Below are 18,768 nucleotides of genomic sequence, written 5' to 3'. Positions count from 1 at the left end.
ACCTGTACGCGAGTACGCGAGTTGGGGATCTCCGAGTGCCGAAACTGTCCGTCGTCGTGCCCTTCCACAATGTCGGTCCCTACGCCCCCGACACCCTGCGCAGTCTCGCGGACAACGCGGACGCGGACACCGAGTTCCTGCTGATCGACGACCATTCCACGGACGAGACGCCCGACCTCCTCGACCGCTGGAAGGACCGCATCCCGCAGGCCAGGGTCATCCGCCACGAGACCAACCTCGGTGTCGCCCAGGCCCGAAACACCGGAATCGACGCCGCCACCGGCGACTACCTCACCTTCCTCGACGGCGACGACTGGTACGCCCCCGGGCACCTGGCCGCCATGACGGCCGGGATCCACCGCCTGGGCTGCGACTTCGCCCGTACCGACCACGTCCTGTCGACCGCCCGCAACCGCCAGATCCGCTACGCCCCGGCGAAGGCGCGCGACACCGTCATGGACCCCCGGGACGGAATCGCCCCCGCCAGCATGGTGACGATGGTCGACTACCCGTTCGTCCCGTTCGGCATCTACAGCGCCCGCCTCTTCGAGAACGGCGCCTCGCGATTCGAGACGACACTGCGGACCGCCGAGGACCGCCTCTGGATCTGGCGGCTGCACCTCACCGCCCGCACCTATGCGGCGCTCTCCCTGCACGGCGTCTTCTACCGGCGCGGAGTCACCACCTCGCTCACCCAGATCACCGACAACCGGCAGCTGGACTTCATCCCCTCCTACGACCTCCTGCTCGACGAGGTCTCCCGGGACCGAGACGCCGACCGCTTCCTCCCGAAGGCCGTGCGCACCTACTGCGCGATGATCGCCTTCCACATGGCGAAGTCCGACCAGTACGAGTCGGCCGTGGCCAAGCGGCTGCGGCGCGACGTCACCGACGCCCTGCGCCGGATGCCGCGACAGGTCCTCGACGAAACCCTCGCGTCGATGGATTCGACTCGCGGCACCCTCCTGAGGAGCCTGCGCGACACCGGAAAGGCCGCCTGACCATGTCGACCACCGACCGAGTCCAGATCTTCCAGGTGTCGACGCTGTACGGGGCCGCCACGGTGGCCGCCGCGATCGACGCCGGGCAGTTCGGCGCCCCGGGCGACGCCCGCCGTGTCCTGCTCGTCTCGAACAACGCCGAGATCCCCGAGACCGCCCTCCGGCTCGACGCCATGACCGGCTACGACCGGATCGCGGCCCGCTTCGACGAGACCGTCGACTGGAACGAGGCGATCCACCCGCACCACCCCAGCTCCTGGTCGCCCCGCCCCGAGGAGTCCCCCCTCTGGCAGCGGGTCCTGCGCACCGCCTGGGGGCTCGGCGCCGCCACCGTCGAGCTCGTCGTCGAGTCGATCCAGGTCAACCCCGCCAAGGCGCTCGCCGCCGTCTTCGCCGAGAGCGGCGTGCGGGTCTACGCCGACGGGCTCATGAGCTACGGCCCGACCCGCGACGACCTGCCCCAGTCCATTGCCTGCCGCGTCCAGGGCGTCCTCCATCTCGACCTGGTGCCGGGACTGCGCCCGCTGCTGCTCACGGAGTACGGGGTCGGGGCCGAGCTGGTCCCCGACGAGGCCTTCCGCGCGGTGCTCCGGGAGATCGCCGAGGCGGCCGCCGACGACACCGGGCTCGCCGCCGCGGCCGCCGCCGGGCCCACCGCCCTGCTGCTCGGGCAGTACCTCGCCGTCCTCGGCATCCTCACCGCCGACGAGGAGGAGGAGCTGCACGCACGCATGCTGCGCGGTGCCGCGGCCGCCGGGCACCGCAGCGTCGTCTTCAAGCCCCACCCGACCGCCCCCGTGCGCCACACCCAGGCCCTGCACGAGGAGGCCGCCCGCGCGGGCGTCACCCTCACCGTCCTGGACGGGCCCCTGCTCGCCGAGACCTTCTACGAGCGCTGCCGGCCCGAGCTCGTCGTCGGCTGCTTCTCCACCGCGATGCTGACCGCCGCCGTCTACTACCGCGTCCCCGTCGCCCGCGTGGGCACGGAGACCGTCCTGGCCCGGCTCACCCCGTACGAGAACAGCAACCGCATCCCCCTGACGGTCGTCGACCATCTCGTGCCCGACCTGGAGAGCGGATCCGCCCCCCGCGTACCCGGCGCCGCACCCAACACCCTCGCCCCTCTGGTCCGCGCGGTCGGCTACTGCATGCGCCCGACCGCGCACCCGGGGCTGCGGGGCGAGGCGGTCCGGTACGTGGAGGAGCGGGGCGAGGAGCTCCACTTCCCGGCGGAGCGGCTGGCGGAGCTCGGCCTGAAGGTGCCCGCCGGGCGCTAGGGCGACGCCGAACGCCCTCAGCGCCCGCCCGTCGACCGCACCAGCGTGAACACCGCGCCCTCCGGGTCCGCCACCAGCGCCAGCCGTCCCGCCGTGCCTTCGCGGGGCGGGCGCAGCACCGTGCCGCCCAGTTCGGTGACGAGCCGCGCGGAGGCGTCCACGTCGTCGACCTCGAAGTACGTCATCCAGTGGGCGCCCCGGTCCCGGGGCAGGCCGGAGCCCACGCCGTGCAGGGAGGCGACCGGGCGGCCGTCGAGGTGGAGGGTGAGGTAGTCGAAGTCGGCCGAGACGACGGGCTCGACCTCGTACCCGAAGATCGTCTGGTAGAACTTGCCGACCGAGCCGGTCTCGTACGTCAGGAGCTCGTTCCAGACGGGCGTCCCCGCCGGGCCGGCCGTCGCGGTCCCGTGGTGGGCCTCGGCCTGCCAGACGCCGAAGACGGCGCCGGCCGGGTCGGAGCAGATCACCAGGCGGCCGGCCTCGCCCGCGTCCAGCGGACCGACCGCGACGGTGCCGCCGCAGCAGCGGATGCTCTCCGCGGTCTCGTCGGCGTCGTCGGTGGCCAGGTACGTGGTCCAGGCGATCGGGAGATGCCGGTCCGGGGGCAGCTGGCCGATCCCGGCCACCTCCCGGCCGTCGAGCAGCGCGCGCACATAGGGTCCGAGCTGCTGGGGTCCGGGCACGAACTCCCACTCGAACAGTGCTCCGTAGAACTCCCGCGTCGCGTCAAGTCCATGCACCATCAAGCTCACCCAACAGGGTGTACCGGGTGTGCGCCGAGTCGCCTCGGTCATCGTCTTCGTCTCCTCGCCAGTGGCCGTACGAGGTGGGGCCGGTGTGTCCGCACAGAACGAACGGCTCCCCGGCGGGTCCTGCCCGCCGTCCGCCCGTCGTACACACGGAGCGGTCGAGCGTCCCGTGTCGATCGTCGCACCACGGGGCGGGCCGCGCGCCCTGGCGGATTCGGTGTGAGGGCCGTGCTCAGGGGGCGGGCTGCGCGAGGATGGCACCCATGAAGCCCATCATCTCCGCAAGCGAACTCGTGAGCGAGTCGGCCGGGGCGACGCCCCCGGTCCTCCTGGACGTCCGCTGGACCCTCGGCGGCCCGCCCGGACGGCCCGAGTACGAGGCAGGCCACCTTCCCGGCGCCGTGTACGTGGACCTGGACGCCGAGCTCGCCGGCCCGCCCGGGAGCGGCGGCCGGCACCCGCTGCCGGACGTCGCCGCCTTCGGCGCCGTGATGCGCCGCGCGGGTGTCTCGGCGGACCGGCCCGTCGTCGTCTACGACGGCGGCCTCGGCTGGGGCGCCGCCCGCGCCTGGTGGCTGCTGCGCTGGGCGGGTCACCCGGACGTCCGGGTCCTGGACGGCGGCCTGGCTGCCTGGACGGGGGAGCTGTCGAAGGACATTCCGACTCCCCTGGAGGGCGATTTCGCCCCCGCGCCGGGCGCTCTGGGCCTGCTGGACGCCGACGCCGCCGCCTCGCTGGCCCGCTCGGGCCTGCTTCTCGACGCCCGCGCGGGGGAGCGTTACCGGGGCGACGTCGAGCCCATCGACCGGATCGGCGGGCACATCCCGGGCGCGGTCTCGGCCCCGACGACGGAGAACGTCGCCCCGGACGGATGCTTCCTGCCCGCGGACGCCCTCACGGCCCGCTTCGCCGCCCTGGGCGCCGCCGACGCCCCCGAGGTCGCCGTGTACTGCGGCTCGGGCGTCTCCGGCGCCCATGAGGTGCTCGCCCTGGAGATCGCGGGATTCCCGGCGGCGCTCTACGCCGGCTCCTGGTCCGAGTGGTCCTCCGACCCGGCCCGGCCGGTGGCCACGGGCCCGGACCCGCAGTAGCCCGCGTCCGTACGCGGAAGGGGCCCGCGCCATCACGGCGGCGCGGGCCCCTTCCGCGTACGAGAGCGGTCAGTCCTGTTTCTTCCTGCGGGTGCCGAAGACGATCTCGTCCCAGCTCGGGACCGCCGCGCGGCGGCCCGGGCGGACGCCGTCCGCCTCGGCCTGGCGGTCGGTGGTCCCGGTGAGGCGGTCGCGGTGACCCGACACCGCGCGGGGCATCAGGACGTCGGCGTAGGCCGCGCCCGCGCCGGCCGAGGCGGCGGGAGCCGGGGGCTCCTCGGCCTCGATCTCGTCGGAGGGCTCCGTGTCGGCCGGCTCGGGGACGATCATGTCGCCCCGGAAGCTGGGGACCGCCTCCAGGAGGCTCGTCAGGGAGTCGCGCTCCTCCTCCGGCTCGGGCGCCGGGACCGGCGCCCGCTCCAGCTGGCGGTCGAGCGCGCGGTCCAGCGGCCTGTCCCGGGGCAGCCGGGCGATCCGCGGGACGAAGGGGAAGCTGGGCTCCGGCACGGCGGCGAGGGTGTCGTCGGTCTCGCCGATCAGCGCCCGCGCCTCGTCGTCGACGGCCTGGACGAGCCGCCTGGGCGGGTCGTACGTCCAGCTGGCGGTGTGCACCTCGCCGGCCACCCGGTAGACGAGCAGCACCTCCCAGGTGCCGTCGTCACGGCGCCAGGAGTCCCACTGCACGGTGTCCTTGTCGGCGCCGCGCAGCAGCAGCCGCTCCTGCACGGCCTCGCCGAGCTGGGGGCCGGTGTTCTCGCCGGGGCGGCGTACGGGGGTCTTGCGGGCCCGCTCGGCCATGAACGCGCGCTCGGCGAGCACGGGGCCCTCGAAGCGCCGGACGCGGTCGACTGGGATGCCGGCGAGCTGTGCGACCTCCTCGGCGGACGCACCCGCACGTATCCGTGCCTGGATGTCGCGGGGGCGGAGGTGGCTCTCCACCTCGATCTCGATCTGGCCGAGGCGCGCGCGGTCGTTGCGTACGGCGGCGCGCAGCCGCTCGTCGATCGGAAGCGTGTACTCCGTGCTGTCAGCAGCCTTCAGCACCAGTCGTGTGCCGTCGTTCGAGACGGCCACGACACGCAGTTCGGGCATGGGAACCTCCCGGGTGGTGCCTGCCGACGTCACGTGCGTCGCTGCTTCCGCTAGTCGAGTGTGGCCTGCCCGGGTGCAGCCTGCCACAACCCTGCCGAGTTGCCCGGCGTGTCGGGCCTGGACCCTGGAACGCCGTTATGGCACGTTTACCTATTGCGACGCAGAGTGACAGGCCGTCACGCTGTGTCGCGGGTCTCCGTGCGGTGCCGTGGCGCCGTCGGTTCGAGTGCCACCTTCGGCTCCCTTCCGTCGATTCCGGACACCCATGAGGGAATCCGGACCCAGGGTTCGCCACAGTACTCCATTCGGGCCACCTGGGTGGACCGGCGCGCCGCCCAACTTCTCGGGGGGTACGGGAGTTGAGTCTCCGCGATCTTCCGGCGCGCGTGTCCCTCTTCACAGAAGCGCCAGAAACGGAACTAATCCCTTCGTCCATTTGTCCCTTCTGGGTGCACGGTGGAACGAATGAACAAGCAGGGGTTGGACATGCGTCAGAGGCCGGATCCCGGCACGGAGGCCACGGAAGAGAAGAAACGGTTCGACCTGAGCGTGCCTCAGGTCGCGGGCAGTGCCGTCGCGGCGGTGGTCGCCGCCAAGCTGGCGTCCTCGCTGGGCGTCTACGGCACGATCCTCGGCGCCGGTGTGATCAGTGTCATCGCCACCTGCGGCGGCCCGCTCCTCCAGCACCTCTTCAAGCGCACCGGTGAGCAGGTGCGCGACGCCACCGCCACGACCAGGCCGAAGGGGCAGCGGATACCCGCGCTCCCCGGCGATGAGCCGTACGGAGCGTATCCGCACGGAGCGGAGCCGTACAGCGAGGAGTTCGGCGAGGCCACCACGCACGGCACCCGGGTGCGGGGCTGGAAGCGCTCCGCCGTCGGCGCCGCCGCGGTCTTCCTCCTCGCGATGGGCGGCATCACCGCGTACGAGCTGACCTCCGGTCAGGACCTCAGCGGCACCAAGGGCACCACGACCTTCGGATCCGCGGTCCGCGGCCACGGCGGCGGCCAGGGCGAGGAGCAGCCGGACCGGGGCGGCACACCGTCCTCGACGCCGAGCGGCGACGGGCGGCAGGAGCAGAAGGGCACCGGGACCCCGACGCCGGACACCACCCCGACGGACCCCGCCACCCCGGACCCCACGGCCACTCCCACGCCGACGCCCTCGGACTCGACCGAGCCCACCGACGGCGGCACGACCCCGCCCCCGACGACGCCGCCGACCACCGCCCCGACCGCCCCCCCGACCGCCCAGGCCCCGGAGGCCGGCGCGACCGGGTGACCGTCAGTCGCCCAGCACCCGGCGCAGATAGTCGTTGGCGAAGCGCCGCTCCGGGTCGAGCCGGTCGCGCAGCGCCGTGAACTCGGCGAACCGCGGATAGGCCTTCTCGAAGTAGGCGGCGTCCCGGGTGTGGACCTTGCCCCAGTGCGGGCGGCCGCCGTGCGCGGTCATGATGCGCTCCACCGCGGTGAAGTACGCGCGGTGGGGCGTGCCCTTAAAGAGGTGCACGGCGATGTACACCGTCTCCCTGCCGGAGGCGGTCGAGAGCGCGATGTCGTCGGCGGGCGCCGTGCGCACCTCCACCGGGAAGCTCACCTTCAGCGGCGAGCGCTCCACCATCGCCTTCAGCTCCCGCAGCGCCGTGACGGCCGCCTCGCGCGGCAGCGCGTACTCCATCTCCAGGAAGCGCACCCGGCGCGGCGAGGTGAACACCTTGTACGGGATGTCGGTGTACGTACGGGCCGACAGGGCCCGGCTGGAGACCTTCGCGATCGACGGGACCAGCGGCGGCACGGCGCGGCCGACCGCGCAGGCGACCTGGAAGATCCCGTTGGAGAGCAGCTCGTCCTCGACCCAGCCGCTCAGCTTCCCGGGCGGGGCGGCGGGGCCCGCGCTGCGGTTGTTGCGCTTGGTGTTGCAGTTGTCCGTGTGGGGGAACCAGTAGAACTCGAAGTGCTCGTTCTCCGCGTGGAGCGCGTCGAACTCCGAGGTCACCCGGTCGAAGGACATGGGCTCCTCCCGCGCGGTGAGCAGGAAGACCGGCTCCACGGCGAAGGTGAGGGCGGTGATCACGCCGAGGGCGCCGAGACCGATCCTGGCGGCGGCGAACACCTCGGGGTTCTCCGTGGCGGAGCAGGTCATCAGGCGTCCGTCGGCGGTGACCAGTTCGAGCGCGCGGATCTGCGCGGCGATCGAGGCCGAGTCGCGGCCGGTGCCGTGGGTGCCCGTGGAGGTGGCCCCGGCGACCGTCTGCTCCATGATGTCGCCCATGTTCGTGAGCGACAGGCCCTCCCGGGCCAGCGCCACGTTGAGCCGCTTCAGCGGCGTGCCGGACTCCACGGTGACGGTCATCGCCTCGCGGTCGATCCGGCGGATCCCGGTGAGCAGATGGGGCCGGACGAGCACGCCGTCCGTGGCGGCGATCGAGGTGAAGGAGTGGCCGGTGCCGACCGTCTTCACCCGCAGCCCGTCCTCGGCCGCCCCGCGCACGGCGTCGGCGAGCTCCTCGGCCGAGGCCGGGCTCACCTCCCGTACGGGACGGGAGGTGACGTTCCCGGCCCAGTTACGCCAGGTGCCGCTCGTGCTGGTCGTCGTCCCGGTGTTCCCCCACCGCTGTGTCCTGCTCTCGCCCACTCTGCCCCTCCCGCGTCGGCACCGGCCTGCGCAGCCGGCGGTGGCCGAGCACCGCCACCACGACCGCGAGCGCACCCGAGGCGACGGGCACCACGTACCCCGCCTCCGCCCCTGAGGCGTCGACCACCCAGCCGGCGGCCGAGGAGCCGAGCGCCACACCGATCGCGAGGCCGGTCCCGGTCCAGGTCATGCCCTCGGTCAGCTGGGTGCGCGGTACGTGCGCTTCGACGAGGGCCATGGTGGTCACCATCGTCGGCGCGATGGAGAGGCCCGCGACAAAGAGCGCCACGGCCAGCAACGGCAGGTTCCCGGCCAGTAGGAGGGGGATCATACTCACGGCCATCGCGCAGACGCCCACGAGCCAGCGGACCGACGGCTCGCCCTTGAGGTGGAGGAGTCCGAAGACGGCGCCGGCGAGGCAGGAGCCCAGCGCGTAGACGGCCAGGACCAGGCTCGCGGCGGCCTTGTGGCCCTGCTCGTCGGCGAAGGCCACCGTGACGACGTCGACCGAGCCGAAGATCGCGCCGGTGGCGATGAAGGCGAGCGTCAGGACCTGGAGCCCGGGGGAGCGCAGGGCGGAGCCGCCGCCCTGGGCGCTGCGGGGGTGCGGGGCGGGCTCGGTGGCGCGCTGGGCGGTGAGCCAGAAGACGCCGATGGCGAGGAAGACGCCGGCGAGCAGCGGGCCGGCCTCCGGGAACCAGATGGTCGACAGGCCGATGGAGATGATCGGGCCGAAGATGAAGCACACCTCGTCGACGATCGACTCCCAGGAGTACGCGGTGTGCAGTCGCTGGGCCTCGCCGCGGTAGATGTTCGCCCACCGGGCCCGGGTCATCGCGCCGAGGCTGGGGACGCAGCCGATGAAGGCGGTGAACAGGAACAGGGTCCAGTCCGGTGCCTCCTGCTGGACGCAGAGCAGCAGGCCCGCGCCGGCGACGAGGGATATCAGGGTGGCCGGGCGCAGCACCCGGCGCTGGCCGTAGCGGTCGACCAGGCGGGAGATCTGCGGGCCGAGCACGGCGGCGGAGGCCGCGAGCGTCGCGGACAGCGCTCCGGCGAGCCCGTACCGACCGGTGACCTGCGAAATCATGGTGACGATGCCGATGCCCATCATGGACAGCGGCATGCGGCCGAGGAAGCCGGCGACGGAGAACAGGGTGCTGCCGGGGGCCGCGAAGATCGCGCGATAGGGACTGGGCAAGAGGATCTCCGGGCTTCCGTGCGGGGCGGCGACTCCACACGTGTCGGCGCAACACGTGTAATTAATAGCTAAAGCCTACGGTGTTGAACTGCTGAGGTCACCCACTTTTTCGGTCGGGGCGCGACTTCGGCTGTCAGCGGCGGGTGGCAGGATCGGTGCCATGTCCGACGAGCTCGATCCCGCCCCGTACGACGCCCTGCTGCTGCTCTCCTTCGGTGGCCCGGAGGGCCCGGACGACGTGGTCCCGTTCCTGGAGAACGTGACCCGCGGCCGAGGCATCCCCAAGGAACGGCTGAAGGAAGTGGGGCAGCACTACTTCCTCTTCGGTGGCGTCAGCCCCATCAACGGCCAGAACCGCGCCCTGCTCGACGCCCTGCGCGCGGACTTCGCCGAGGCCGGCCTCGACCTGCCGGTCTACTGGGGCAACCGGAACTGGGCGCCGTACCTCACCGACACCCTGCGCGAGATGGTCACCGACGGCCGGCGCCACATCGCCGTCCTCGCCACCAGCGCCTACGCCTCGTACTCCGGCTGCCGCCAGTACCGGGAGAACCTGGCCGACTCGCTCGCCGAGCTGGAGGCGGAGGGCCTGCCGCTGCCCCGGGTCGACAAGCTGCGGCACTACTTCAACGACCCCGGCTTCGTCGGCCCCATGGTCGACGGCGTGCTCGCCTCGCTCGACGAGCTCGACCCGTCGGTACGGGCCGGGGCGCACCTCGCCTTCACCACGCACTCCATCCCCGACTCCGCCGCCGACACCTCGGGGCCCGTCGCCGACCACGGCGACGGCGGCGCCTATGTGAAGCAGCACCTGGACGTGGCCCGGCTGATCGTCGAGGCCGTCCGCGCGAAGACCGGCGTCGAGCACCCCTGGCAGCTCGTCTACCAGTCGCGCAGCGGCGCCCCGCACATCCCGTGGCTGGAACCGGACATCTGCGAGCACCTGGAGGAGCTGCACAAGGGCGGTGCCCCCGCGGTCGTCATGGTGCCCATCGGCTTCGTCTCCGACCACATGGAGGTCCTCTACGACCTCGACACCGAGGCCACCGCCAAGGCCGCCGAGCTGGGCCTCCCGGTCCGGCGCTCGGCGACCGTCGGAGCCGACCCGCGCTTCGCGGCGGCCGTGCGCGAGCTCGTCCTGGAGCGCGCCGAGTCGGAGCGGGGGCTGCGCGCCGAGCGCTGCGCCCTGGGGGCGCTCGGCCCCTCGCACGACCTCTGCCCGATCGGCTGCTGCCCCGCGCGCGCGGAGCGTCCCGCGGCGGCCGGCGCCGACAGCCCGTACGCCTGAGGAGCCCTCCCGTGACTGTTCCCCCCGGTTCTCCCGGTTCTCCCGGTTCTCCCGCGACCGACCCGCTGCTGCGCGAGCTGCTCGACCTGGCCCTGGAGGCCGGACGCCGGGCCGGGGCGCTGCTGCGCGACGGGCGGCCCGACGACCTGGCCGTGGCCAAGACCAAGACCAGCCCCATCGACGTCGTCACCGAGATGGACATCGCCGCCGAGAAGCTGATCACCGGCTTCCTCGCCGAGCACCGCCCCCAGGACGGCCTGCTCGGCGAGGAGGGCGCCGCCAGCCCCGGCACCAGCGGGATCCGCTGGGTGATCGACCCGCTGGACGGCACGGTGAACTATCTCTACGGGCTGCCGACCTGGGCCGTCTCCATCGCCGCCGAGCGCGACGGGGAGAGCGTCGTCGGCGTCGTCGAGGTCCCGCTGCGCGGCGAGACCTTCCACGCCGTCCGCGGCGGCGGCGCCTGGCTGGGCGACCGGCGCCTCGCCGTCCGCCCCTCCCCGGAGCTCGACCAGGCGCTGGTCGGCACCGGCTTCGCGTACGTCCAGACCCGCCGCGCCCACCAGGCGGACGTCGTCCAGCGGCTCATCCCGCGCGTGCGCGACATCCGCCGCGGCGGCTCCGCGGCGATCGACCTCTGCGACGTCGCGGCGGGCCGCCTGGACGCCTACTACGAGCGCGGCCTCAACCCCTGGGACCTGGCCGCGGGCGACCTCATCGCCCGCGAGGCGGGCGCGCTGACGGGCGGCCGGCCGGGCGAGCGCGCGTCGGGGGAGCTGGTGCTCGCGGCCTCCGAGGGCGTCTTCGGGCCGTTGCAGGAGTTCCTTGAGGAGGCCGGGGCCTGGCACGACTGACGCGGCCCCGCGCGGACATGGACGGGCCCCCGGAGCCGATGGCTCCGGGGGCCCGTGTCGCGGGGTCAGACGCGGCTCGCGCCGACCTCCACACCGTGTTCGGCGGCCAGGCGGTGCAGGTCGTCCAGCTCGGCCTGCTCGACGTCCGCGAGGAAGTCGTCGCCCGTCTCACGAGCGCGCGTGAGGTCGGTCTGAGCGGCCTTGATGCGGTGCAGCAGGCCTGCGGTGAAAGCGTCCATCGTGCGCCCCCTCGTCGTGGGTCGGTGGCACGGGGAGTGCCGGGGGTGGGCGGATCACACACTGCTACCTCTGGGGGACAGAGAGCGGTAGGTGGCGTGCCACCTACAGGGCGTGATCTCGGGGTGTGCAGTCGTCCTCCCCAGACCGTTCCGCGCAGAAACCTCAACTGGCGCGCGAATCAGGTGAATTCTTCCGGACGGGACACGGGCGGACCCCTCGCCGGCGGCCCCGGACCGCCGTCTTACAGCCGGTTTACGCGCGTTCGGGGCAGGATGGACACGCACAGTCAGTGCGGAGACCCGCCCCGTCCGCGGTCCGGACCAGGGCGCCAGGAAAGGACTTACAGACGTGCGCGTACTCGTCGTCGAGGACGAGCAGCTGCTCGCCGATGCGGTGGCCACCGGACTGCGCCGGGAGGCCATGGCCGTCGACGTCGTGTACGACGGCGCCGCGGCCCTGGAGCGTGTCGGGGTCAACGACTACGACGTCGTCGTGCTCGACCGGGACCTCCCGCTCGTCCACGGCGACGACGTGTGCCGGAAGATCGTCGAGCTCGGCATGCCCACCCGCGTCCTGATGCTCACCGCCTCCGGCGACGTCAGCGACCGCGTCGAGGGCCTGGAGCTGGGCGCGGACGACTACCTCCCGAAGCCCTTCGCCTTCACCGAGCTCACCGCCCGCGTGCGGGCCCTGGGCCGCCGCACCACGGTGCCGCTCCCGCCCGTCCTGGAGCGGGCCGGCATCAAGCTGGACCCCAACCGCCGCGAGGTCTTCCGCGACGGCAAGGAGGTCCAGCTGGCGCCCAAGGAGTTCGCCGTCCTGGAGGTCCTGATGCGCAGCGAGGGCGCGGTCGTCTCGGCCGAGCAGCTCCTGGAGAAGGCCTGGGACGAGAACACCGACCCGTTCACCAACGTCGTCCGGGTCACCGTGATGACCCTGCGCCGGAAGCTGGGCGAGCCGCCGGTCATCGTGACGGTCCCCGGCTCGGGCTACCGGATCTGAGCCGATGGCCCAGACCCCGGCGCCCCTGAACGCGCCTCCGAAGCCGACCTGGGACCCCCGTGACCCGGTCCGCCCCCTGCTGCGTCCGACCATCCGGATAAGACTCACGCTGCTGTACGGCGGGATGTTCCTGATCGCCGGCATCCTGCTGCTGGCGATCATCTACCTCTTCACCGCGCAGGCCCTGCGGGACAGCACGTCCCAGCTGCCCTTCAAGGTCGTCAGCGGCACCGTGCAGCCGACCACCGACTGGTGCGAGCTGCCGGAGAAGTCCACCGGCGAGATGCTCAACAACGCGGTCACGATGTGTCTGCGCCACCAGAGCGACCTCGCCCTGGACGACCTGCTGCGCCGCTCCCTGTTCGCCCTGCTCGGCCTCAGCATCATCGCCTTCGCCTTCGGTTACGCGATGGCCGGCCGGGTGCTCTCCCCGCTGGGCCGGATCACCCGGACCGCCCGCCAGGTGGCCGGATCCGATCTCTCCCGCCGGATCGAGCTGGACGGCCCGGACGACGAGCTGAAGGAGCTCGCGGACACCTTCGACGAGATGCTGGAGCGCCTGGAGCGGGCCTTCAGCGCCCAGCAGCGCTTCGTCGCGAACGCCTCGCACGAGCTGCGCACGCCGCTCGCGATCAACCGCACCCTGCTGGAGGTGCAGCTCTCCGACCCGGACGCCCCGGTGGAGCTCCAGCAGCTGGGCAAGACGCTGCTCGCCACCAACCTGCGCAGCGAGCAGCTGGTCGAGGGCCTGCTGCTGCTGGCTCGCAGCGACAACCAGATCGTCGAGCGCAAGCCCGTCGACCTGGCGGAGGTGGCCTCGCGCGCCGTCGACCAGGTGCACGCGGAGGCCGAGGCCAAGGGCGTGGAGATCCGGGGCGAGCGCGCGCTGGCGGTCGTCCAGGGCAACGGAGTCCTGCTGGAGCGGATCGCGCTGAACCTGGTGCAGAACGCCGTGCGGTACAACGTGCCGGAGGGCGGCTGGGTCGACGTCACCACCGAGACCCAGAACGGCCAGGCGGTCCTGGTGGTCGCGAACACCGGCCCGGTGGTCCCCGCGTACGAGATCGACAATCTTTTCGAGCCATTCCGGCGCCTGCGGCAGGAGCGCACCGGCAGCGACAAGGGCGTCGGGCTCGGCCTGTCGATCGCGCGCTCCGTCGCGCGCGCCCATGGCGGCCGTATCATCGCGGAGCCCCGCGAGGGCGGTGGCCTCGTGATGCGTGTCACTCTGCCGATCTGACACACTGCGCGAGCCGACCGGATCTGTTCGCTTTGCGCGGAATTTCCGGTCCCCACTTCTGAGACGATCCTGTGTGATCGATCACAGGAGTGGGTGTCCGAACCTCCACTCTCCGTGATCGCGAATTCCCGCAAAAAACCCGGAAAAGTCCGGGTTTCCGGGGCCCTGATTGACGGGAAGTACACGGGGTGGCACCCGAGAGGGACGGCCGACGGACCGTGTACGGTCCGGTTCGCCACCCAAAGCCGCTCGCTCCTGAGAGGGCGGTTTGGGTGTCGATTGAGTAACAGACCTTGATGTGAGGCAAAATCTCCGCCTCAGGTCGGGCACAAGTCCGGCCTCTCACGCGTTACGTGCGCTGGAGACACCGCAACCGACCCAGAGGGGGAGAGCGACATGGCAACGGATTACGACACCCCACGCAAGACCGACGACGACGTCGACTCGGACAGCCTTGAAGAACTGAAGGCCCGCCGGAACGACAAGTCGACCTCGACCGTCGACGTCGACGAGTTCGAGGCCGCAGAAGGCCTGGAACTTCCCGGCGCAGACCTCTCGAACGAGGAACTGGCCGTCCGGGTCCTGCCCAAGCAGGCCGACGAGTTCACCTGCATGAGCTGCTTCCTCGTGCACCACCGGAGCCAGCTGGCCCGGGAGAAGAACGGTCAGCCGATCTGCCGCGACTGCGACTGAGATCGGTCGACCGTGGCAGGCGACACACCGTCTCGGAAGCGGCGGCTCCGGCTCCCTGGGATGCCGGGGACGTACCGGGGCGGCTCAGGCCCGGTGGAGGACGCCCAGCAGGGCTCCTCGGCCGAGCACTCCGCCCCCCTGCCCACCTCCGGCGCACGTGACGACGGGCGAGGCCCCATGGCCTCGCTCGAAGCAGCGCACGCGCCCTACGAGGACGTCCCGCCCTACGAGGGCGATCGCCTCCCCGAGCCGCCGGAACAGGGCGACGGGGCCAGGCGCGGCGCGCTGCGGCGCGTCACGGACCCGGCGCGCCACCAGCTGGAACGCGTCAAGCTGGACAGCGCCCGCATCGAGGCCGTACGGCGCGGTGTGAAGCGCGGCGGCCAGGGCGCCAAGGCCGGTATCGGCTATCTCGTCGACCGGGTCATCGAGCTCGCGCCCCGGGTCCCCGTCCGGGACCTGGCGACCCTGCGTCGGCACTTCCCCGGGCTGGGCCCCGAGGAGATCGCCGACAAGCTGGTCGCCGGCGCGTCCAACGCCAGCGCCACCGTCGGCGCGGGCATCGGCGCCGCGGCCATGCTGCCGGTGCCGCCCGCGATGCCCGCCGAGCTCGCCACCGAGATCACCGGCGTCGCGGCCATCGAGCTGAAGCTCATCGCCGAGCTGCACGAGGTCTACGGCCTGCGCCCGCCCGGCACGCTCACCCAGCGCTCGACCGCGTACCTGACCTCCTGGGCCGAGGAACGCGGCATCGACCCCACCAAGCCCACCACCGTCAACGCGGCCCTCGGCGGCCAGCTCAAGCGCGAACTGCGTCAGCAGATCACCAAGCGCATGGTGCGCAACCTGCCGAACCTCACCCCGTTCATGGTGGGCGCGGCCGTCGGCGCGGTCATGAACCGGCGCGACACCAGAAAACTGGCCGCGCACATCCGCAAGGACCTGCGCGGCCGCCAGATCCCCTGGGACGCCCTCCCGGCCCTGCCCCCGCTGGAGCAGCCGGAGAACCCCAAGGAGATCGACTTCTAGGCCCCCTGGGCCTCGCTGTGCTCACCGTGCTCGCTGCGGGCCGCCTCCAGAGCCGCCGCGAGGCCCTCGGGGTCACGGGTGGACAGGTAGACGTACGGCGTCGGGTCCGCCGGGTCCGTGACCTCGATCCGCACCGCCGTCGGCACATAGCTGCGCATCAGCAGGAAGGCGCGCGGATCGGCCTTGTAGGTGCGCCAGGCGCGCGCCTCCTCGGCGTCCAGGACCTCGGCCGCCCCCAGTGCCGACACCGGGATGCGGGCGTCCCCGGCGACCAGCGAGCCGGCCACCACACGGATCCGCGCCGAGCCGTACGAGGACACCGCCACCGCGGCGAGCGCGCCCGCGCCGATCAGACCGCCGAGCGTCGGCACCGTCCCCAGGGGGAACGTGATCAGACCGCCGGAGAGGCCGAGAAGGGCGACGATCACCCACCAGGAACGGGGTGCGTGGAGGCGCTCGTCGAAGCTCGGAGCGGAAGGCTGTGCGGAAGGCTGCATGCCTCCCAGCTTGGCACGGCGCGACCGGCGCCCGGCCGCGCGGGTAAGGTCTGCGCCTGTGACTGGAACATCTGCCGCTCTCACCCCGCCGGCCGACGCCATACCGCCGGTACGGCACCCCGACGCGCCCGCCCCCGGCGAGCTGCTCGGCGCGCACTACGCGTACTGCTTCGGCTGCGGCGGCGGACAGCCCCACGGGCTGCACCTGGAGGCGCGTGCGGGCGAGGGCGTGACCGTCACGGCCGAGTTCACGGTGACCGCCGACCACCAGGGCGCCCCCGGTCTCGCGCACGGCGGCGTGCTCGCCACCGCGCTCGACGAGACCCTCGGCTCCCTGAACTGGCTGCTGCGGGTCATCGCCGTCACCGGGCGCCTGGAGACCGACTTCGCGCGGCCCGTTCCGGTCGGCACCGTGCTCCACCTGGCCGCCGAGGTCACCGCGGTGCACGGCCGCAAGATCTACTCGACCGCCGTCGGCCGGATCGGCGGGCCCGAGGGCCCCGTCGCCGTCCGCGCCGACGCCCTCTTCATCGAGGTGAAGGTCGACCATTTCATCGACAACGGCCGGCCGGAGGAGATCCAGGCCGCCATGTCCGACCCCGACCAGGTCCGGCGCGCACGCGCCTTCGAGGTGAACCCCTGATGCGCCATCCCGTCGACGTACTCATCCGCCGTGTGGACCCCGAGGTGCCGATCCCGGCCTACGGGCACCCCGGCGACGCCGGAGCCGATCTGGTGACCACCGAGGCCGCCGTGCTGGCCCCGGGAGAGCGGGCCGTGCTGCCCACCGGGGTCTCCATCGCGCTGCCCGACGGCTACGCGGCCTTCGTCCACCCCCGCTCCGGGCTCGCCGCACGCTGCGGCGTCGCGCTCGTGAATGCCCCGGGGACGGTCGATGCCGGGTACCGTGGAGAGATCAAAGTGATCGTGGTCAATCTGGACCCGCGTGAGAGCGTGCGGTTCGAGCGATTCGACCGGATTGCCCAACTGGTCGTCCAGCAGGTCGAGAAGGTGCGCTTCCACGAGGTGGCGGAGCTTCCCGGCTCGGCGCGGGCCGAGGGGGGCTTCGGGTCCACCGGCGGTCACGCCGCCGTGGACGGCACTACGGGTGGGAATCGATACGCTTCGGTCGTATCCGACCGGGAAGGACAGTGACGTGTTCGGACGTCGCAAGAAGAGCGGTGCCGCCGAGGACGCGGCGGGCGAGGCCGAGCAGGTCGTCGACGCGGTGGATTCCGAGGACGCCGAGGACGCGGCCGCGCCGCGCCGGGTGAACCTTCCGCCGGCGCCCCGGCCCGACGGTCCCTGGGACATCTCCGAGGTCACCGACCCCGAAGAGGGCCGGGTCGACCTGGGCGGCATCTTCGTGCCCGGAGTCGAGGGCATGGAGCTGCGCGTGGAGGTGGCGGGCGACGCGATCGTCGCGGCCACCGTGGTCCTGCGCGACAGCGCCGTGCAGCTCCAGGCGTTCGCCGCTCCCAAGAAGGAGGGCATCTGGGGCGAGGTCCGCGACGAGATCGCGGGCGGCATCACCCAGCAGGGCGGTGCCATCGAAGAGGTCGAGGGCCCGCTGGGCTGGGAGCTGCGTGCCCAGGTCCCCGTGCAGCTTCCGGACGGCAACCGCGGTGTGCAGCTCGTGCGCTTCGTGGGTGTCGACGGACCGCGCTGGTTCCTGCGCGGCGTGATCTCCGGCCAGGGCGCGGTGCAGCCCGAGGCCGCCGGTCTGCTGGAGCAGATCGTCCGGGACACCGTGGTCGTCCGCGGCGAGGGCCCGATGGCCCCGCGCGACCCGATCGTCCTCAAGCTGCCGAACGACGCGCAGATGGTGCCGGACGGCGTGCAGCAGGACGACCAGGCCGGCTCCCGGTTCTCCGGCGGCATGGGCCAGCTGCAGCGTGGTCCGGAGATCTCCGAGATCCGCTGACCAGCTGACCCGCTGGGAAAGCACAAAGGTGGGCCGTGCCTTCCCTTCCCCCGCTCGTGCCGGGGGAGGGAAGGCACGGCCCATCGGGTTGTCCACAGGTGGTTGTCCACAGGCCTGGCCCCGGCCCCCGTGCTCGGACCATACTGACGGCGCACACGTTCGATCGAGGGGGGCACCACGGTGAGTGAGAGCAACGCGCGGACCGGCACGGCCGTGATCGAGGACCCGGCCGGGGCGCCGATGGTCCGGATCGAGAACCTGAAGCGGTCGTACGGGACGGGCGAGGCGGCCGTGCACGCCCTGCGCGGGGTCTCCTTCGACATCCCGCGCGGCGAGCTGGTCGCCCTCAAGGGCCGCTCCGGCTCCGGCAAGACCACCCTGCTCAACCTCGTCGGCGGCCTCGACGCCGCGGACGAGGGGCGCATCGTCATCGACGGCACCGATCTCGCCGGGCTCGGCGAGGAGGGGCTCCTGGAGCTGCGCCGCGACCGGATCGGATTCATCTTCCAGTCCTTCGGGCTCATCCCGATCCTGACCGCCGCCGAGAACGTGGGCGTGCCGATGCGGCTGCGCAAGGCCGACCCGAAGGAGCGCGAGGACCGGGTCGCCCTGCTGCTCGCCCTGGTGGGCCTCGCCGACCACGCGGCCCAGCGGCCCGGCGAGCTCTCCGGCGGCCAGCAGCAGCGCGTCGCCATCGCCCGCGCCCTGGCCAACCGGCCGGCCCTGCTGATAGCCGACGAGCCGACCGGACAGCTCGACGCGGAGACGGGTCTCGCGGTCATGGAGCTGCTGCGGGCCGTCGTGCGCAGCGAGGGCTGCACGGCGCTGGTCGCCACCCACGACTCCCAGCTGCTCGGCCTGGCCGACCGGGTGCTTGAGCTCCGCGACGGCGAGATCATCGAGCACTGAGCAGGGGCGACGGGCCCGGCGAACCGGTGCACCGACGGCCGCGCGGA

Annotated in this window: 20 protein-coding genes; 14 read left to right on the top strand and 6 right to left on the bottom strand. The window is 72.6% G+C overall.

The genetic code is table 11. The features are described 5' to 3' along the window. Positions 1-35 precede the first annotated feature (35 nt). Both ABTZ54_RS13240 and ABTZ54_RS13235 read left to right on the top strand, forming a co-directional pair. Positions 36-1,001, top strand: a complete 966-nt coding sequence (locus tag ABTZ54_RS13240; protein ID WP_351661264.1) for a glycosyltransferase family 2 protein — start codon at positions 36-38, stop codon at positions 999-1,001. 2 nt (positions 1,002-1,003) lie between these two features. After that, the gene (locus ABTZ54_RS13235; RefSeq protein ID WP_351661262.1) at positions 1,004-2,278 is read left to right on the top strand and encodes a polysialyltransferase family glycosyltransferase; all 1,275 of its coding nucleotides are present in this window, start codon (positions 1,004-1,006) and stop codon (positions 2,276-2,278) included. Between the two features lie 17 nt (positions 2,279-2,295). Here ABTZ54_RS13235 and ABTZ54_RS13230 read toward each other — a convergent pair whose 3' ends face one another. After that, a complete protein-coding gene (locus ABTZ54_RS13230) occupies positions 2,296-3,072 on the bottom strand; it encodes a VOC family protein (RefSeq protein ID WP_351661260.1) in 777 nt (258 codons plus the stop codon). 218 nt (positions 3,073-3,290) lie between these two features. Between ABTZ54_RS13230 and ABTZ54_RS13225 the strand changes: the two genes are divergently transcribed. Further along, the gene (locus tag ABTZ54_RS13225; RefSeq protein WP_351661259.1) at positions 3,291-4,118 is read left to right on the top strand and encodes a sulfurtransferase; all 828 of its coding nucleotides are present in this window, start codon (positions 3,291-3,293) and stop codon (positions 4,116-4,118) included. 69 nt (positions 4,119-4,187) lie between these two features. Here the strand turns inward: ABTZ54_RS13225 and sepH are convergent, their stop codons facing one another. Continuing rightward, on the bottom strand, positions 4,188-5,243 hold the full coding sequence (gene sepH, locus ABTZ54_RS13220; protein ID WP_351661256.1) for a septation protein SepH: 1,056 nt from the start codon (positions 5,241-5,243) through the stop codon (positions 4,188-4,190). A 453-nt stretch (positions 5,244-5,696) separates the two neighbouring features. Between sepH and ABTZ54_RS13215 the strand changes: the two genes are divergently transcribed. Further along, entirely contained in the window at positions 5,697-6,491 is a 795-nt protein-coding gene (locus ABTZ54_RS13215; RefSeq protein WP_351661254.1) for a hypothetical protein, read from the top strand. 3 nt (positions 6,492-6,494) lie between these two features. On the opposite strand, the gene ABTZ54_RS13210 is transcribed toward ABTZ54_RS13215, so the two are convergent. Continuing rightward, entirely contained in the window at positions 6,495-7,844 is a 1,350-nt protein-coding gene (locus ABTZ54_RS13210) for a D-arabinono-1,4-lactone oxidase (RefSeq protein WP_351661251.1), read from the bottom strand. Beyond that, the gene (locus ABTZ54_RS13205; RefSeq protein WP_351661248.1) at positions 7,774-9,045 is read right to left on the bottom strand and encodes an MFS transporter; all 1,272 of its coding nucleotides are present in this window, start codon (positions 9,043-9,045) and stop codon (positions 7,774-7,776) included. The genes ABTZ54_RS13210 and ABTZ54_RS13205 overlap by 71 nt, the downstream gene beginning before the upstream one ends. Positions 9,046-9,205: 160 nt before the next feature. Here ABTZ54_RS13205 and ABTZ54_RS13200 point away from each other — a divergent pair, with 160 nt between their 5' ends. After that, positions 9,206-10,333, top strand: a complete 1,128-nt coding sequence (locus tag ABTZ54_RS13200) for a ferrochelatase (RefSeq protein WP_351661245.1) — start codon at positions 9,206-9,208, stop codon at positions 10,331-10,333. 11 nt (positions 10,334-10,344) lie between these two features. After that, positions 10,345-11,187, top strand: coding sequence for an inositol monophosphatase family protein (locus ABTZ54_RS13195; RefSeq protein WP_351661242.1), 843 nt, complete (start codon positions 10,345-10,347; stop codon positions 11,185-11,187). 65 nt (positions 11,188-11,252) lie between these two features. Here ABTZ54_RS13195 and ABTZ54_RS13190 read toward each other — a convergent pair whose 3' ends face one another. Then, entirely contained in the window at positions 11,253-11,426 is a 174-nt protein-coding gene (locus ABTZ54_RS13190; protein WP_351661239.1) for a hypothetical protein, read from the bottom strand. Positions 11,427-11,775: 349 nt separating this feature from the next. On the opposite strand from ABTZ54_RS13190, the gene ABTZ54_RS13185 reads away from it, so the two are divergent. The 4 genes from ABTZ54_RS13185 to ABTZ54_RS13170 all read left to right on the top strand — a co-directional run bounded on the left by ABTZ54_RS13185 (position 11,776) and on the right by ABTZ54_RS13170 (position 15,391). Continuing rightward, positions 11,776-12,429: a response regulator transcription factor gene (locus ABTZ54_RS13185; protein ID WP_158991339.1), complete on the top strand. Its 654-nt coding sequence runs from the start codon at positions 11,776-11,778 to the stop codon at positions 12,427-12,429. 4 nt (positions 12,430-12,433) lie between these two features. Next, complete coding sequence (locus ABTZ54_RS13180; RefSeq protein ID WP_351661236.1) at positions 12,434-13,669, top strand: sensor histidine kinase; 1,236 nt, start codon at positions 12,434-12,436, stop codon at positions 13,667-13,669. A 396-nt stretch (positions 13,670-14,065) separates the two neighbouring features. After that, positions 14,066-14,362, top strand: a complete 297-nt coding sequence (locus ABTZ54_RS13175; RefSeq protein WP_003955561.1) for a DUF4193 domain-containing protein — start codon at positions 14,066-14,068, stop codon at positions 14,360-14,362. A 12-nt stretch (positions 14,363-14,374) separates the two neighbouring features. Further along, complete coding sequence (locus tag ABTZ54_RS13170; RefSeq protein ID WP_351661233.1) at positions 14,375-15,391, top strand: hypothetical protein; 1,017 nt, start codon at positions 14,375-14,377, stop codon at positions 15,389-15,391. Here the strand turns inward: ABTZ54_RS13170 and ABTZ54_RS13165 are convergent. Further along, positions 15,388-15,888: a DUF3093 domain-containing protein gene (locus ABTZ54_RS13165; protein WP_351661230.1), complete on the bottom strand. Its 501-nt coding sequence runs from the start codon at positions 15,886-15,888 to the stop codon at positions 15,388-15,390. The genes ABTZ54_RS13170 and ABTZ54_RS13165 overlap by 4 nt on opposite strands. Before the next feature lie 58 nt (positions 15,889-15,946). Here ABTZ54_RS13165 and ABTZ54_RS13160 point away from each other — a divergent pair, with 58 nt between their 5' ends. The 4 genes from ABTZ54_RS13160 to ABTZ54_RS13145 all read left to right on the top strand — a co-directional run bounded on the left by ABTZ54_RS13160 (position 15,947) and on the right by ABTZ54_RS13145 (position 18,721). Next, positions 15,947-16,531: a PaaI family thioesterase gene (locus tag ABTZ54_RS13160; RefSeq protein ID WP_132914887.1), complete on the top strand. Its 585-nt coding sequence runs from the start codon at positions 15,947-15,949 to the stop codon at positions 16,529-16,531. Beyond that, on the top strand, positions 16,531-17,043 hold the full coding sequence (gene dut, locus ABTZ54_RS13155; protein ID WP_351661226.1) for a dUTP diphosphatase: 513 nt from the start codon (positions 16,531-16,533) through the stop codon (positions 17,041-17,043). Before ABTZ54_RS13160 ends, dut begins: the two co-directional genes overlap by 1 nt. Position 17,044: 1 nt before the next feature. Next, positions 17,045-17,812, top strand: coding sequence for a DUF3710 domain-containing protein (locus ABTZ54_RS13150; protein ID WP_351661223.1), 768 nt, complete (start codon positions 17,045-17,047; stop codon positions 17,810-17,812). A gap of 240 nt (positions 17,813-18,052) precedes the next feature. Further along, a complete protein-coding gene (locus ABTZ54_RS13145; protein ID WP_351661629.1) occupies positions 18,053-18,721 on the top strand; it encodes an ABC transporter ATP-binding protein in 669 nt (222 codons plus the stop codon). Positions 18,722-18,768: the final 47 nt, after the last annotated feature.

It is taken from the genome of Streptomyces sp. NPDC094032, assembly GCF_040303965.1.
Lineage (GTDB): Bacteria > Actinomycetota > Actinomycetes > Streptomycetales > Streptomycetaceae > Streptomyces.
Note: the sequence above shows the minus strand (reverse complement) of the source record. Positions and strands in the feature narration are given on the sequence as shown.